15 protein-coding genes are annotated in these 12,803 nt (G+C 70.2%); 10 read left to right on the top strand and 5 right to left on the bottom strand.

Going from position 1 to position 12,803, the window contains the following annotated elements; all coding sequences use genetic code 11:
- Positions 1–114: 114 nt before the first annotated feature.
- The 6 genes from ACFZDC_RS16705 to ACFZDC_RS16680 all read left to right on the top strand — a co-directional run bounded on the left by ACFZDC_RS16705 (position 115) and on the right by ACFZDC_RS16680 (position 5,044).
- Positions 115–537 carry a Mov34/MPN/PAD-1 family protein gene (locus ACFZDC_RS16705; RefSeq protein WP_391324381.1) on the top strand — a complete coding sequence of 141 codons (423 nt, stop codon included), beginning with the start codon at positions 115–117 and terminating at the stop codon, positions 535–537.
- A 79-nt stretch (positions 538–616) separates the two neighbouring features.
- The gene (locus ACFZDC_RS16700) at positions 617–712 is read left to right on the top strand and encodes a putative leader peptide (protein WP_020940333.1); all 96 of its coding nucleotides are present in this window, start codon (positions 617–619) and stop codon (positions 710–712) included.
- Positions 713–827: 115 nt separating this feature from the next.
- Positions 828–1,106 (top strand): MoaD/ThiS family protein, encoded by a 279-nt coding sequence (locus tag ACFZDC_RS16695; RefSeq protein WP_391324379.1) that lies wholly within the window; start codon positions 828–830, stop codon positions 1,104–1,106.
- A gap of 17 nt (positions 1,107–1,123) precedes the next feature.
- Positions 1,124–2,074 (top strand): cysteine synthase, encoded by a 951-nt coding sequence (locus tag ACFZDC_RS16690; RefSeq protein WP_391324377.1) that lies wholly within the window; start codon positions 1,124–1,126, stop codon positions 2,072–2,074.
- Between the two features lie 270 nt (positions 2,075–2,344).
- Positions 2,345–4,417 carry a putative Ig domain-containing protein gene (locus ACFZDC_RS16685; protein WP_391324376.1) on the top strand — a complete coding sequence of 691 codons (2,073 nt, stop codon included), beginning with the start codon at positions 2,345–2,347 and terminating at the stop codon, positions 4,415–4,417.
- Positions 4,418–4,588: 171 nt separating this feature from the next.
- Positions 4,589–5,044: a hypothetical protein gene (locus tag ACFZDC_RS16680; protein WP_391324374.1), complete on the top strand. Its 456-nt coding sequence runs from the start codon at positions 4,589–4,591 to the stop codon at positions 5,042–5,044.
- Between the two features lie 18 nt (positions 5,045–5,062).
- Here the strand turns inward: ACFZDC_RS16680 and ACFZDC_RS16675 are convergent, their stop codons facing one another.
- Positions 5,063–5,521, bottom strand: coding sequence for a type II toxin-antitoxin system PemK/MazF family toxin (locus ACFZDC_RS16675; protein ID WP_391324372.1), 459 nt, complete (start codon positions 5,519–5,521; stop codon positions 5,063–5,065).
- A gap of 251 nt (positions 5,522–5,772) precedes the next feature.
- Here ACFZDC_RS16675 and ACFZDC_RS16670 point away from each other — a divergent pair, with 251 nt between their 5' ends.
- A complete protein-coding gene (locus ACFZDC_RS16670; protein WP_391324370.1) occupies positions 5,773–6,525 on the top strand; it encodes an MBL fold metallo-hydrolase in 753 nt (250 codons plus the stop codon).
- Here the strand turns inward: ACFZDC_RS16670 and ACFZDC_RS16665 are convergent.
- From ACFZDC_RS16665 to ACFZDC_RS16655, 3 genes are all read right to left on the bottom strand, one after another.
- Entirely contained in the window at positions 6,522–7,070 is a 549-nt protein-coding gene (locus ACFZDC_RS16665) for a hypothetical protein (protein ID WP_391324368.1), read from the bottom strand. The genes ACFZDC_RS16670 and ACFZDC_RS16665 overlap by 4 nt on opposite strands.
- 64 nt (positions 7,071–7,134) lie before the next feature.
- On the bottom strand, positions 7,135–8,400 hold the full coding sequence (locus tag ACFZDC_RS16660; RefSeq protein ID WP_391324366.1) for a PTS transporter subunit EIIC: 1,266 nt from the start codon (positions 8,398–8,400) through the stop codon (positions 7,135–7,137).
- A gap of 254 nt (positions 8,401–8,654) precedes the next feature.
- Positions 8,655–9,962 (bottom strand): PTS transporter subunit EIIC, encoded by a 1,308-nt coding sequence (locus ACFZDC_RS16655; RefSeq protein ID WP_391324364.1) that lies wholly within the window; start codon positions 9,960–9,962, stop codon positions 8,655–8,657.
- Between the two features lie 182 nt (positions 9,963–10,144).
- Here ACFZDC_RS16655 and ACFZDC_RS16650 point away from each other — a divergent pair, with 182 nt between their 5' ends.
- The 3 genes from ACFZDC_RS16650 to ACFZDC_RS16640 all read left to right on the top strand — a co-directional run bounded on the left by ACFZDC_RS16650 (position 10,145) and on the right by ACFZDC_RS16640 (position 11,794).
- Positions 10,145–10,378, top strand: coding sequence for a glucose PTS transporter subunit EIIB (locus tag ACFZDC_RS16650; protein ID WP_147999538.1), 234 nt, complete (start codon positions 10,145–10,147; stop codon positions 10,376–10,378).
- A gap of 102 nt (positions 10,379–10,480) precedes the next feature.
- Positions 10,481–11,218, top strand: a complete 738-nt coding sequence (gene rph, locus ACFZDC_RS16645; RefSeq protein WP_391324363.1) for a ribonuclease PH — start codon at positions 10,481–10,483, stop codon at positions 11,216–11,218.
- Between the two features lie 174 nt (positions 11,219–11,392).
- A complete protein-coding gene (locus tag ACFZDC_RS16640) occupies positions 11,393–11,794 on the top strand; it encodes a hypothetical protein (RefSeq protein WP_391324361.1) in 402 nt (133 codons plus the stop codon).
- A gap of 264 nt (positions 11,795–12,058) precedes the next feature.
- Here the strand turns inward: ACFZDC_RS16640 and ACFZDC_RS16635 are convergent, their stop codons facing one another.
- Positions 12,059–12,799, bottom strand: coding sequence for a DUF1707 domain-containing protein (locus ACFZDC_RS16635; RefSeq protein WP_391324359.1), 741 nt, complete (start codon positions 12,797–12,799; stop codon positions 12,059–12,061).
- Between the last annotated feature and the right edge of the window lie 4 nt (positions 12,800–12,803).

Here is a 12,803-nt window from a genome sequence, read left to right as displayed (position 1 = left end):
GCCGCCGTGAGTACTCGTGGCGCCCCCGGCGGCCGCCGCTCAGGACGTCCATCAGGTGGGCCGTCTCGTACCACACTTCGGTACGGGGCGGCCCCTCTGCTTATCCTGACCCCCATGCTGACCATCACCCAGGCCCTGTACGACCAGATCGTCGCCCACGCGCGCGAGGACCACCCCGACGAGGCGTGCGGCGTGGTCGCCGGCCCGGTGGGCGCCGGCCGCCCCGAGCGCTTCATCCCCATGCTGAACGCGGCCCGCTCGCCCACCTTCTACGAGTTCGACTCGCAGGACCTGCTCAAGCTCTACCGCGAGATGGACGACCGCGACGAGGAGCCGGTGATCATCTACCACTCCCACACCGCGACCGAGGCCTACCCGTCCCGCACCGACATCGGCTACGCCAACGAGCCCGGTGCCCACTACGTCCTGGTCTCCACCGCGGACGCCGACGGCCTCGGCGAGTTCCAGTTCCGCTCCTTCCGGATCCTCGAGGGCGAGATCACCGAGGAGGAGGTCAAGGTCGTGGACGCGTACTGATCTCAGCCCTTGGTCGAGATCCGTCCGTCATGTGGGATCACATTCCAGGAGCCGGACCGGGAATCGATACGATGAGCCCATGGTTCTGAACGACGTGAGCGAGAAGACGCCGGGCATCCTGCTCGTGGCGCGGCTGCACGTCGACCTGTGCAGGCTGAACAGCGCCATCTGTTGACGTTACCCGCCGCCGTACGGCCGCTGCCGGGGCGCTCCCCCGTGCCGAATGCCTGGGGGACCCCGGGCGCGCGCACACCGAATCGACGAACCCTTTCCGACAGGAGCCCGCAACCATGGCCATCGAGGTCCGCATCCCCACCATCCTTCGCACCTACACCGACGGCCAAAAGGCGGTCGAAGGCGCCGGGGACACCCTCGCCGAGCTGTTCGCCGACCTCGAGACCCGGCACGTGGGCATCCAGGCGCGCATCGTGGACAACGGCCAGCTGCGCCGCTTCGTCAACGTGTACCTGAACGACGAGGACGTCCGCTTCGTCGACGGCATCAACACCAAGCTGTCCGACGGCGACACCGTGACGATCCTGCCGGCCGTGGCCGGCGGCATGGTCTGATCGGTCGCTGAGCAGCGATGCGCTACGACTCCCCGCTGGCCGCGGTGGGCAACACCCCTCTGGTGCGCCTGCCGCGGCTGTCGCCGTCCGCCGAGGTCCGGATCTGGGCCAAGCTGGAGGACCGCAACCCGACCGGCTCGGTCAAGGACCGCCCGGCCCTGCACATGATCGAGCAGGCGGAGAAGGACGGCCGTCTGACCCCGGGCTGCACGATCCTCGAACCCACCTCCGGCAACACCGGTATCTCCCTCGCGATGGCCGCCAAGCTCAAGGGCTACCGCATGGTGTGCGTGATGCCGGAGAACACCTCGCAGGAGCGCCGGGACCTGCTCGGCATGTGGGGTGCCGAGATCATCTCCTCGCCGGCCGCGGGCGGCTCCAACACCGCCGTACGCGTGGCCAAGGAGCTGGCCACCGAACACCCCGACTGGGTGATGCTCTACCAGTACGGCAACCCGGACAACGCGGGCGCCCACTACGCGACGACCGGCCCGGAGATCCTCACGGACCTCCCCTCCGTCACCCACTTCGTCGCGGGCCTCGGCACCACCGGCACCCTCATGGGCGTCGGCCGCTACCTGCGCGAGCACAAGCCGGACGTCAAGATCGTCGCCGCCGAACCGCGCTACGACGACCTGGTGTACGGCCTGCGCAACCTCGACGAGGGCTTCGTACCGGAGCTGTACGACGCCTCCGTCCTCACCACCCGCTTCTCGGTCGGCTCCGCCGACGCGGTCACCCGCACCCGTGAACTCCTCCAGCAGGAGGGGATCTTCGCGGGCGTCTCCACCGGCGCCGCCCTGCACGCGGCGATCGGCATCGGCAAGAAGGCCGTCAAGGCGGGCGAGAGCGCGGACATCGTCTTCATCGTGGCCGACGGCGGCTGGAAGTACCTCTCCACCGGCGTCTACACGGCGGCCACCACCGAGGAGGCCATCGAGACGCTGCAAGGTCAGCTCTGGGCCTAGCCGGCAGCGTCTTCCAGGCCGCATTTCAAGCCCGCGCCAGCCCCCTCCTATGAGGGGGCCAACCGCATCCTATGGAGGGGCAAAGAATTCCCTCCGGTACTGCCGGTCACCCTTGGGCCAGGGCTACGGTCCTCCCGCACCTGCCATGTCACGCTCATCCGACATTCTTGGTGTCATGCTCATGACTGCGCGGTTCTGCCGCCGCTACGCGCGTCACGGGCCTGCCCAACCAGTGCGAGAAACCCCACTTCCCCATGGAGGCAGTACCCCATGCGTGAGTCACGCCCGAGCAGGCGGAGACGGAGCCTGCGAAGACTCCTGTCCGTCGCCCTCCCCGCCCTCGCCCTGACCGTCGCCGGACTCGCCGCGGCACCGACGTCCGGGGCACAGGCCACCGTCCCCGCTCCCGCGCACCACACCTCCCGGGCCGCCCAGAACGCCAAGGCCCTGACCGCCCCCCAGCGGCAGATCTTCCACTCCACCGGCAAGGCCGGCCAGAAGGTCCCCACGGCCCATCTCTGCGCCACCGCCAAGCCCGGGCACGCGTCCTGCTTCGCCCAGCGCCGCACCGACATCAAGCAGCGGCTCGCCTCGGCGCTCGCCGCCGCCGCACCCTCCGGCCTCTCCCCGGCCAACCTGCACAGCGCCTACAACCTGCCCACCACCGGCGGCAGCGGCCTGACGGTCGCCGTGGTCGACGCCTACAACGACCCCAACGCCGAGTCGGACCTGGCCACTTACCGCTCCACCTACGGCCTGTCCGCCTGCACCAAGGCCAACGGCTGCTTCAAGCAGGTCAGCCAGACCGGTTCGACCACCTCGCTGCCCTCCAACGACACCGGCTGGGCCGGCGAGGAGGCGCTGGACCTCGACATGGTCAGCGCGGTCTGCCCGAACTGCAACATCATCCTGGTCGAGGCCAACTCCGCGAACGACACCGACCTCGGCATCGCCGAGAACGAGGCCGTCTCGCTCGGCGCCAAGTTCGTCTCCAACAGCTGGGGCGGCTCCGAGTCCTCCTCCCAGACCGGCGAGGACACCTCCTACTTCAAGCACCCGGGGGTCGCGATCACCGTCTCCGCGGGCGACTCCGGCTACGGCGCCGAGTACCCGGCGACCTCCCAGTACGTGACCGCCGTCGGCGGCACCGCGCTCACCACCTCCTCCACCTCCCGCGGCTGGAGCGAGTCGGTGTGGCACACCAGCTCCACCGAGGGCACCGGCTCCGGCTGCTCGGCGTACGACCCCAAGCCGAGCTGGCAGACCGACACCAGCTGCTCCAAGCGCATGGAGGCCGACGTCTCCGCGGTCGCCGACCCGGCCACCGGTGTGGCGGTCTACGACACCTACGGCGGCTCCGGCTGGGCGGTCTACGGCGGCACCAGCGCCTCCGCGCCGATCATCGCCGGCGTCTACGCCCTCGCGGGCACCCCGAGCGCCGGCGACTACCCGGCGAAGTACCCGTACTCCCACACCGGCAACCTGTACGACGTGACCAGCGGCAGCAACGGCTCCTGCTCCACCTCGTACTTCTGCACCGCGCGCACCGGCTACGACGGCCCGACCGGCTGGGGCACCCCCAACGGCACCACCGCCTTCACGGCCGGCACCAGCAGCGGCAACACGGTGACCGTCACCAACCCCGGCAGCCAGTCCACCACCACCGGCGGCTCGGTCAGCCTGCAGATCAAGGCCACCGACAGCGCGGGCGCGACCCTCACCTACAGCGCGAGCGGCCTGCCGGCCGGGCTGTCCATCAACAGCTCCACCGGCCTGATCACCGGTACGGCGTCCACCGCGGGCACCTACCAGGTCACGGTCACCGCGAGCGACTCCACCGGCGCCTCGGGCTCGACCTCCTTCACCTGGACGGTCGGCTCCTCCGGCGGCACCTGCACCTCGGCCCAGCTGCTCGGCAACCCCGGCTTCGAGTCGGGCAACACCACCTGGACCGCGACCAGCGGTGTCATCACCAACGACTCCGGTGAGGCCGCGCACGGTGGCTCCTACAAGGCCTGGCTCGACGGATACGGCTCCTCGCACACCGACACGCTGTCCCAGTCGGTGACCATCCCGTCCGGCTGCAAGGCCGGCTTCACCTTCTACCTGCACATCTACACCGCCGAGTCCGGCAGCACCGCGTACGACAAGCTGACCGTGACCGCCGGTTCGACCACCCTGGCGACGTACTCGAACGTCAACGCCGCCTCCGGGTACGCGCAGAAGACCTTCGACCTGTCCTCGTTCGCCGGTCAGACGGTCACCCTGAAGTTCAGCGCAGTGGAGGACTCCTCCCTCCAGACCAGCTTCGTCGTGGACGACACCGCCCTGACGACCAGCTGAGCCGTACGGCATCCGGTCCCGCACGCGGAAACGCCTGTCCGCGTGCGGGATCCGCCCGTGCGGGATCCATCCGTTGAGGGATTCGTCCAGGTGGGATCCGTCCGCGCCGGTGGTACGTCACATCTGCACCTAGGGGCCGGTCGGCCGGCCACGGCAGAAAGGCGGTCCCCCATGCGCCGTACGACACCCGTCGCCATCGCGGCGGCAGCGCTGCTCCTCGCGGCCTGCGGCCCCCAGAACGGCGGGGACAAAGGGGGCGGCAGCGGCAAGGTGTCCCCGTCGGCATCCGCCCCGTCGTCCGACGGCCGGTGCGTCACCCACGCGGAACTGACCGCCGCCGACAACGGCCGCACCGTCTGCCTGGTCAAGGGCGGCGAGCTGCGGCTCACCCTGGACGGCACCAGGGCCCGCCCCTGGAAGCCGGTCCAGGCGAGCGGCACCGCCCTGAAGGCGATCAACTCCGGCTTCGTCATCCAGCCCGGCGACGCCACGGCGGCCTACCGGGCGGTGGCGTCCGGAACCACGAAACTGACGTCCTCCCGCCCCCTGTGCGCCGAACCCACGGCCCCCGGCCAGGTCTCCTGCCAGGGCATCCAGGAGTGGACGGTCACCGTAAAGGTGCCCTAGGCGCGCTCCAGGAGGCACCTAACCGGCGAGGTGCCGTACCTGGTCCCACAGGACCGGGTCGACCACGCCCACCCGGCGGCGGAAGTCCCACACCGGTACCTCGCGCAGCTCGTCGGTCTGCAGGAAGCTGGGCCGGCCGTGGGCGTCGCCGACCGAACCGGGCGGCAGCGGGATCACCCCGGCGCGCTCGTCGTGGTACTTGCTGGTGATCTTCGCCACCGTGGCCCGGTTGCCGCGCACGGCCAGCACCAGGCAGGGCCGGTCCTTGGTCTCCGGGCGGTCCTCGTAGGGGACGTGCGCCCACCAGATGTCCCCCGGGTGCGGACGTGCCGTCAGGGTCCTGGCCCGTCCCCCCGGGCGCCCGGGCGGCCGCAGCCGCCGGCCGGCCCGGTGGCCGCGACCCCAGCCGTCGACGAGCGTGGCGACCAGCGCGAGCAGCACCACCGCCGCGAGCGCCAGCCACCAGGACGTGTCCATACGCACGACGTTACCGGCGCGCGCCCAGCAGCGCGCGCCCTCCCGCATGCTTCATGCGCCCCCGGTCCAGCCGAACCGGTGACAGCACAGGTGAGTTCGCCCACAACGGCCCCTGGCGGAGGAGCGACCCGCCCTTTCGCGCCTTACGCTCGACAAGCCGCACGGCCCCTGTCTGCTCCCTTCCCGAACCCCCTTTTCCGACCCCTCTCCGCTCCCCGCCACCGGTTCCCGCCAACGGAGGTTTCTGCTTCATGAAGCTCACCGTCGTCGGCTGCTCGGGGTCGTTCCCGTCTGCGGAATCGGCCTGCTCGAGCTACCTCGTCGAGGCCGACGGCTTCCGGCTGCTCCTCGACATGGGCAACGGCGCCCTCGGCGAGCTGCAGCGCCACTGCGGTCTCTACGACATCGACGCGATCTTCCTGAGTCATCTGCACGCCGATCACTGCATCGACATGCTCGGGTACTTCGTCGCGCGCTACTACCGCCACGACGGCGGCCGCTGCGCCCCGCTCCCGGTCTACGGTCCCGAGGGCACCGAACACCGGCTGACCACGGCGTACGCCGACACCCCCTCCGCCTCCTCGATGAGTGAGGTCTTCGACTTCCACACGGTCAAGCCGTCCACGTTCGACATCGGCCCGTTCACGGTGCACACCGAACGGGTCCGCCACCCCGTGGAGGCGTACGCCATCCGCATCGAGCACGGCGGGAAGTCCCTGACGTACTCCGGCGACACGGGCGTCAGCCAGGCGCTGGACGAGCTGGCCCGGGACGCCGACCTGTTCCTGTGCGAGGCGGCGTTCACGCACGGCAAGGAGAGCATCCCCGACCTGCACCTCAACGGCCGCGAGGCCGGCGAGACGGCAGCCCGGGCGGGCGCCCGCCTCCTCGTCCTCACCCACATCCCCCCGTGGACCGACCCCCAGGTCAACCTGGCGGACGCACGCGAGGTGTTCGACGGGCCGGTGGAGCTGGCCGCTCCGAGAACGTCGTACGAGATCTAGGGCCTGTCCGCCATGTGCGAAGGGCCCGGAACCGAAGCGGTTCCCGGGTCCCTCCGGGCGGCCGGGGCTCGGCCGGCGACGTCCTCCACCTCGGCCAGCACCCGGGTGAGCATCCTGAAGTCCTCCGTCACACTCCGGCCGGCGCCCCGGGCGACCGCTTTCCGGTAGGCGGGCAGGACGGCCTCGTAGCGGCCGCCGGCCAGGGCCGGCGTCGACTGCAGAGCGAACAGGCGCGCCATGAGATGACGGTTCGACGGTTCCTCGGCCGCCTCGACGGAGTCGATCCGGTCGACGAGCACGGAGAGCCGGCCGAGGAGCCGGCTGGATTCCATGAGTGTGCGGTAATACGTGCCCTCGACGGCACGTCCCGCCTCCATCAGCAGGTCCGTGTAGGTCCGCACGGCGTCGGCGTCCCCGAGCCGGAGGGCCGGCTCCCACAGCAGGCTCCAGGAGTCCACGGTCCGCTCGGTCCGGTAGCCGGGCGCGCCCGGGACGGATTCCGTCTTCCTCGGGGACTTTTTTCGTGGAATTCCGTTCGCGGGCACGCCGAATTCCCCGGCCGCGACACGGCCGGGGAATGCGGTACTCGGGCGAGTTGTTCGGAAGGCTCTACTTGGCCTCGGCCTTCTGCAGTTCCGCCAGTTCCTCGTCGGACTCGCGGCCCGGCGTGGGCAGGTTGAACCTGATGATGGCGAAGCGGAAGACGACGTAATAGACGACGCCGAAGCACAGCCCCACCAGCAGCAGGCCCCACGGGTTGCCGGCGATGCCCAGGTTCAGACCCCAGTCGATCACGCCGGCCGAGAACCCGAAGCCGTCCCGCATGCCCAGCGACCAGGTCAGCGCCATGGAGATACCGGTGAGGACCGCGTGGATCGCGTACAGGACCGGCGCGATGAACATGAAGGTGAACTCGATCGGCTCGGTGACGCCGGTGACGAAGGAGGTCAGCGCGAGCGAGAACATCATGCCGCCGACGACCTTGCGGCGCTCCGGGCGGGCGCAGTGCACGATGGCGAGGCAGGCGGCCGGGAGGCCGAACATCATGATCGGGAAGAAGCCGGTCATGAACTGGCCCGCGGTCGGGTCGCCGGCCAGGAAGCGCGCGATGTCACCGCTCTTGCCGTGGTAGTCGCCGGCCTGCAGCCAGGGGAAGGAGTTGAGCAGGTGGTGCATGCCGATCGGGATCAGCGCGCGGTTGGCGACACCGAAGATGCCGGCGCCGACGGCACCCGAACCCACCAGCCACTCACCGAAGTTGTGCAGCCCGGAGCCCAGGACCGGCCAGATGTAGCCGAAGACGATGCCGAGGACCAGGCCGGCGAGGGCCGACAGGATCGGCACCAGCCGGCGGCCGCCGAAGAAGCCCGCCCAGTCCGGCAGCTTGGTGCGGTAGAACCGCTGGTAGATGAGGGCTACGGCGAGGCCCATCACCACGCCGCCGAGGACCTTGGCGTCCGCGGGGGCGTCCATCATGACGACCTTGCCGTCGACGGCTGTCGCCACCTTGGGCAGGTTCTTGTCGGTGAAGGTGCCGAGCACGTTCTTGAAGACCAGGTAGCCGACGACCGCGGCGAGCGCGGTGGAGCCGTCCGACTTCTTCGCGAAGCCGATCGCGATACCCACGGCGAACAGCAGCGCCATGTTGTCGAGGATCGCGTTGCCGCCGGCCGCCATGAAGGAGGCGATCTTGGTGAGGAAGGCGGGGTAACCGGGGTCGCCGAGCATGTCGGCGTTGCCCAGGCGCACCAGGAGGGCGGCGGCCGGCAGTACCGCAACCGGCAGCATCAGGCTGCGGCCGATGCGCTGCAGCACAGCCATCACCCCGGCGCCCTTCTTCTTCTCCGCCGCGGGAGCGGCGCTGGCCGTGGTCACAAGTTCCTCCTGGGGGTACCCCCGGCCGCGGGCTGGGGGAGGGCAAGGCGCCGCCCGGGAACCATGAAAGGGGACGACGGCGTCTATGGTCTACACCACTCACTGGTGTAGACCTGTTGTAGCACGATGAAGGCGGTATAAGGAACCCGTGAATCCGCTACCGCGGCGTTACGCGCAGTGCAAGCGGAAGGGCCTCGCGGCGGCACGGCGAAAGCCTCCGGACCGGGCGGTCCGAGGGCCTTCTCGACGGTGGGTCAGACCTTGGTGACGTCCTCGACGTCCTCCTCCGGCTCCCGGCCCGGAGTCCTCAGGTCGAAAGCCGTGATCGCGAAGCGGAAGACGACGTAGTAGACGGCCGCGAAGCACAGCCCGATCGGGATGATCGCCCACGGCCTGGTCGCCAGGTTCCAGTTGATGACGTAGTCGATCAGCCCCGCCGAGAAGCTGAAGCCGTCGTGCACCCCGAGCCCCCAGGTCACCGCCATCGACACCCCGGTCAGCAGCGCGTGCACCACGTACAGCAGCGGCGCGATGAACAGGAACGAGTACTCGATCGGCTCGGTGATGCCGGTCACGAACGACGTCAGCGCCACCGACAGCATCAGGCCGCCGATCTCCTTGCGCCGGTGCGGCTTGGCGCAGTGCGTCATGGCCAGCGCGGCGGCCGGCAGCGCGAACATCATGATCGGGAAGAAGCCCGAGGTGAACTGGCCCGCGTTCGGGTCGCCCGCCAGGAACATGTTGATGTCGCCGTGGACGGGCCTGCCGCCCGGCGGCGTGTAGGTGCCGAACTGGAACCAGATGGGCACGTTCAGGAACTGGTGCAGACCGACGACGAGCAGCGCTCGGTTGGCTACGCCGAAGACACCCGCGCCCCAGGACCCCGCCTCCCGCAACCAGTGGCTGAAGCTCTCCAGCGCGCTGCCGATCGGCGGCCAGATCCACAGGCACACGGCGGCGAAGACGATGGCGACGAACGCCATGATGATCGGCACGAGTCGCCGGCCGTTGAAGAAGCCGAGCCAGTCGACCAGCCGGGTGCGGTGGAAGCGGGCCCAGAAGAAGGCGGACAGCAGACCCAGGACGATGCCGCCGAACACCCCGGGATTCTGGAAGGTGAAGGTCGTCACCGATCCGTCCTGGACCTGGCAGCCGACGTCCGGGATCGTCTTCGAGCCGCCCGGGCACTGCTCGGGAAACTGGTGCAGCACGCCGTAGTAGACGAGGAAGCCCGCCACCGCCGCGAGCGCCGTCGAGCCGTCCGCCTTCCGCGCCATGCCGATCGCGACGCCCACGCAGAACAGCAGCGGGAGCCCGATCGAGCCGTCGAGCAGGGCGCCGCCCGCTCCCTTCATCACCTTGGAGACGTCCGTCCAGCCCAGGCCCTGGTCCCCGAACACGTCCGGCTGCCCCAGCCGGTTGAGGATGCCCGCCGCCGGCAGGACCGCGATCGGCAGCTGCAGGCTGCGGCCCATCTTCTGCAGGCCCTGGAACAGCCGGTTCCACCGCTCGCGGGCCGGACCGGCCGAGGTGTCGGCGCTGCCTGCGCTCTCGGCGCTCATGGACGTCCTCCCGGGCGCTCGACTCGGGCGTTTGGCGACCGTCCCCCCTGTGGTGTAGACCAGTTGGCGGACGGTTCCGCTGTCGTGATCGCCATGATTCGTCACGTACGGCATGACCGCTCGCAAAGATGGGCCAACTGTGGGTTACTGCGACAAAGCGGTTCGGATCAGGGAGAAGGAACATGGCCAGCAAGGCTGAGAAGATCGTCGCCGGCCTCGGCGGCATCGACAACATCGAGGAGATCGAGGGCTGCATCACCCGGCTGCGCACCGAGGTGTCCGACCCCTCGCTGGTCGACGAAGCCGCCCTGAAGGCCGCCGGCGCCCACGGCGTCGTCAAGATGGGCACCGCCATCCAGGTCGTCATCGGCACCGACGCCGACCCCATCGCCGCGGAGATCGAAGACCTGATGTGAACCCGCCGGGCCACCCCGCCTCGTGGCCCCGCGTTTCACCTGTAAGGGGCTCTTCCCACCGCGGGGGGAGCCCCTCGCGTCACTCCGGATAGGCTCGTGGCCATGTCTCGAATCGACGGCCGCACCCCCGAACAGCTCCGCCCGGTCACCATCGAACGCGGCTGGAGCAAGCACGCCGAGGGCTCCGTCCTCGTCTCCTTCGGCGACACCAAGGTGTTCTGCACCGCCTCCGTCACCGAAGGAGTCCCGCGCTGGCGCAAGGGCAGCGGTGAGGGCTGGGTCACCGCGGAGTACGCCATGCTGCCCCGCGCCACCAACACCCGCGGCGACCGCGAGTCCGTCAGGGGCAAGATCGGCGGCCGTACCCACGAGATCTCCCGGCTCATCGGCCGCTCCCTGCGCGCCGTCATCGACTACAAGGCGCTCGGCGAGAACACCATCGTCCTCGACTGCGACGTCCTCCAGGCCGACGGCGGCACCCGCACCGCCGCCATCACCGGCGCCTACGTCGCCCTCGCCGACGCCGTCGCATGGGCCCAGGGCAAGAAGCTGATCAAGGCAGGCCGCCAGCCGCTGACCGGCACCGTGAGCGCGGTCTCTGTCGGCATCGTCGGCGGAGTGCCCCTCCTCGACCTCTGCTACGAGGAGGACGTGCGGGCCGAGACCGACATGAATGTCGTCTGCACCGGCGACGGCCGCTTCGTCGAGGTCCAGGGCACCGCCGAGGCGGAGCCCTTCGCCCGCGAGGAACTGAACGCCCTGCTCGACCTCGCCGTCACCGGCTGCACCGAACTGGCCGTCATCCAGCGCGCGGCCCGGGAAGCCACCCTCGGCGAGTGAACAGCCGCCCCGCCGAGGAAGGCGAGTAAACAGCCGCCCCGCCGAGTAAAGGGACGGCCAAGCCAATCCGTACACGGGGGCAACCCACACTCCCTTCCTGGCGTCCTACGGATACGGGCGCACGGTCCACCACCGTGCGCCCGGTCAGCCGTACCAGGGGAGGGACCCATCACCATGGCCGCCAGCCGACGTCGACGCCGTGGCGTCACCACCATCGCCGCCGCCGTGGCCACCGCGCTCACCGCCGGCCTCACCACCGGCTGCGACGCCGTGAACAAGGCCCTGGACTGCGTGCAGACCGCCGACTCCATCGCCGACAGCGTCACCGACCTCCAGCAGGCCGTGGAGAACGCCTCGAACGACCCCTCGCAGCTCGACGCGTCCCTCGCCGCCATCGACAAGAACCTCGACAAGATCGGCGACAAGACCGACAACGCCGACGTCAACAAGGCGGTCGACGATCTGAACAAGGCCGTGGGCAACGTCCGTACGGCCATCAAGAACGGCGACAACACGCCGGACGTCAGCCCGGTCACCGACGCGGCCGGCGAACTGACCAAGGTCTGCACGTCGTAGGGCAGAAGCCGAGGAGGCCGCCGACGCGGCGGCCGACCTGGCACCAGGCACCGGCGTTCTCCGTGCCGACGTTCTGCCTGCGGGTGTTCTCCGTGCCGACGTTCCCCGCGCCGGCCGCGCAAGCGCCCCGGAGCGGCGTGGGGAACCGTGCGACCAGCCACCGCAGGTCCGCGACCGGCCACCGCAGGTCCGCGACCAGCCGGAGCAGGCCCGCGGACGACCTCAGGCGGCCCCGGGACGACCACGGCGCTCTCGGCGTGGCGGTCAGTCCTCCCCGTTCCAGCGCCGCTCCCGCTCCTCGCGCCGGGAACGGTGCAGCTCGTGCCGCGACTCCCTGTACTCCAGCCGCTCCTGCCGGCGCTGCTCCTTGAGCCGCCGGCGCTCGGCCCGGGTGACCTTGCGCTCCACACCGACCCCGCCCCAGAACGCGAAGCCGCTGATGATTACCCGCGGGGCGCCCGGCTCGGGCGGGCCGTCGTCCCGAGGGTGCTCGAAGCCGCCCATCACACCGATGCCGCGCACCACGACCTCGACTCCCGGCGGTACGACGACCTGCACCCCGCCCATGATCGCCACACAGTTGATCTCGACCTCGCGGTCCGCGAAGTTCGCCTCCCGCAGGTCGATCTCGCCGCCACCCATGAAGGCGAAGCAGGTGAACCGCTTCGGCATGGTCCAGCGGCCCTTGCGCTCGAACCCCGACAGGATCGCGACCCCGCCGGTCGAGGATCCCTCCCCGCCGACGGTGCGGCCCGCCCAACTCCCGTTCAGCGCCGGTTCCTTGGTGAAGGAGACGGGACCGGGCGTCACGGCCCCACCCGTCGGAAGGTCACGCGTGATCGGCGTCAGCTCGCCGTATGTACGCGCCTTGTACGTCGCCTCCAGCCGCTCCTCGAACTCCTCCATGTCCAGGCGCCCCTCGGCCAGGGCGTCCCGCAGGAGCTCGGAGACCCGCTCACGGTCGGCGTCGGACGCGCGGAGCTCCGGGACTGCGTCGTCGGTCATGGCA

The sequence above is a fragment of the Streptomyces sp. NPDC007905 genome (assembly GCF_042959345.1).
Classification (GTDB): domain Bacteria; phylum Actinomycetota; class Actinomycetes; order Streptomycetales; family Streptomycetaceae; genus Streptomyces.
This window is presented reverse-complemented; position numbering and strand designations above follow the sequence as displayed.

Bases quoted from the DNA above. Each gene is read 5' to 3' on its own strand.
- ACFZDC_RS16705 (WP_391324381.1), top strand. From the start codon at position 115: ATGCTGACCATCACCCAGGCCCTGTACGACCAGATCGTCGCCCACGCG.
- ACFZDC_RS16700 (WP_020940333.1), top strand. From the start codon at position 617: ATGGTTCTGAACGACGTGAGCGAGAAGACGCCGGGCATCCTGCTCGTG.
- ACFZDC_RS16695 (WP_391324379.1), top strand. From the start codon at position 828: ATGGCCATCGAGGTCCGCATCCCCACCATCCTTCGCACCTACACCGAC.
- ACFZDC_RS16690 (WP_391324377.1), top strand. From the start codon at position 1,124: ATGCGCTACGACTCCCCGCTGGCCGCGGTGGGCAACACCCCTCTGGTG.
- ACFZDC_RS16685 (WP_391324376.1), top strand. From the start codon at position 2,345: ATGCGTGAGTCACGCCCGAGCAGGCGGAGACGGAGCCTGCGAAGACTC.
- ACFZDC_RS16680 (WP_391324374.1), top strand. From the start codon at position 4,589: ATGCGCCGTACGACACCCGTCGCCATCGCGGCGGCAGCGCTGCTCCTC.
- ACFZDC_RS16675 (WP_391324372.1), bottom strand. From the start codon at position 5,521: ATGGACACGTCCTGGTGGCTGGCGCTCGCGGCGGTGGTGCTGCTCGCG.
- ACFZDC_RS16670 (WP_391324370.1), top strand. From the start codon at position 5,773: ATGAAGCTCACCGTCGTCGGCTGCTCGGGGTCGTTCCCGTCTGCGGAA.
- ACFZDC_RS16655 (WP_391324364.1), bottom strand. From the start codon at position 9,962: ATGAGCGCCGAGAGCGCAGGCAGCGCCGACACCTCGGCCGGTCCGGCC.
- ACFZDC_RS16650 (WP_147999538.1), top strand. From the start codon at position 10,145: ATGGCCAGCAAGGCTGAGAAGATCGTCGCCGGCCTCGGCGGCATCGAC.
- rph (WP_391324363.1), top strand. From the start codon at position 10,481: ATGTCTCGAATCGACGGCCGCACCCCCGAACAGCTCCGCCCGGTCACC.
- ACFZDC_RS16640 (WP_391324361.1), top strand. From the start codon at position 11,393: ATGGCCGCCAGCCGACGTCGACGCCGTGGCGTCACCACCATCGCCGCC.
- ACFZDC_RS16635 (WP_391324359.1), bottom strand. From the start codon at position 12,799: ATGACCGACGACGCAGTCCCGGAGCTCCGCGCGTCCGACGCCGACCGT.